Below are 1,447 nucleotides of genomic sequence, written 5' to 3'. Positions count from 1 at the left end.
GTCCTACCTTTCAAGACGTGGGTCCGCTCCGGTCATTCGTAAGATCGGAGGGCCCGGGGGTTCTGGGTATGGCTGGCATGGCGGAGACCGCTCGATGGCTCAAGGAACTTGGCCGCCCGGAGCCCCGCGACGACTCGACCGCCAATTGGGAGATGCGACCCCGATCGCTGCTGTAGGACAACGTCGGCGAGGTCGTCTGCGGGATCGGTGTACGACGAGCTGACGGAGGGGAACGTGCCCGAGATCTGGGCCGGGGTGGACATCGGCAAGACACATCACCACTGCGTGGTGATCAACGCGGAAGGCAAGCGCCTGCTGTCCCGCCGGGTCCAGAACGACGAGACTGAGCTCCTCACGCTCATCGGCGACGTCCTGGAGATATCCGGCGACGCGCTGTGGGCCGTCGATCTCAATCACGGTGGTGCCGCGCTTCTGATCGGCCTGCTGGTCAGCCATGGCCAGCCGGTCGCCTATCTCACCGGCCTGGCGGTCCACCGCGCGTCGGCCACCTATAAGGGCGAGGGGAAGACCGATGCGAAGGACGCCTTCGTCATCGCCGACCAGGCCCGTGTCCGCCGCGACCTCGGCCTGCTGAGGCCCGGAGACGAGATCGCCGTCGACCTGCGCACCCTGACCACACGCCGCGTGGACACGGTCTTCGACCGCACTCGGCAGATCAACCGGCTTCGCGCCCAACTCCTGGAGATCTTCCCCGCGTTGGAGCGCGCACTGGATCTGACGAACCGGGGGCCGGTGATGCTGCTGACCGGCTTCCAGACCCCGGCTGCGATCCGCCGGGCGGGAGCGAGCCGGATCGAGACGTGGCTGAAGAACCGCAAGGTCCGCAGCGCCGCCGCACTGGCGAAGGCGGCTGTGGACGCCGCCCAGGCCCAGCAGACCGCGCTGCCCGGCGAGAAGCTGGCCGCTGCCATGGTCGTCCGCCTCGCGAACGGGGTGATGGCCCTCGATGAGGAGATCGCCGAGCTTGACGCCCTGATCGAGGCCCGGTTTCGCGAGCATCCACACGCCGAGGTGATCCGCAGCCTGCCCGGCATGGGCACGAAACTCGCGGCCGAGTTTATCGCTGCCACCGGCGGCGACATGGACGCCTTCGGCAGCTCCGACCGCTTGGCCGGCTTCGCCGGCCTGGCCCCCAGACCCCGCGACTCCGGCCGCGTCAGCGGCAACATGCGCAGACCCCGGCGCTACCACCGCGGACTGCTGAGAACCATGTACTTGTCGGCCATGGTGAGCCTCCAGTGCTGCCCCGCCTCGAAGGCGTACTACGACCGGAAGCGAAGCGAGGGCAAGGGCCACAAGCAGGCCCTGCTGGCCCTCGCCCGTCGACGCCTCAACGTCCTGTGGGCGATGATCCGTGACGGAGAGTGCTTTCACACTTCACCTCCCGTCACGGGAGCGGCTTGACAACACGATTGGGAAGTTCCTT

General features: G+C 67.9%; 1 protein-coding gene. It reads left to right on the top strand.

Translation table 11 applies throughout. The annotated features are described in order from the left end of the window. The first annotated feature begins 234 nt into the window (after positions 1 to 234). Entirely contained in the window at positions 235 to 1,425 is a 1,191-nt protein-coding gene (locus AC0682_RS31485; RefSeq protein WP_478536649.1) for an IS110 family RNA-guided transposase, read from the top strand. Positions 1,426 to 1,447: the final 22 nt, after the last annotated feature.

The sequence above is a fragment of the Streptomyces sp. NPDC043746 genome (assembly GCF_056436485.1).
This window is presented reverse-complemented; position numbering and strand designations above follow the sequence as displayed.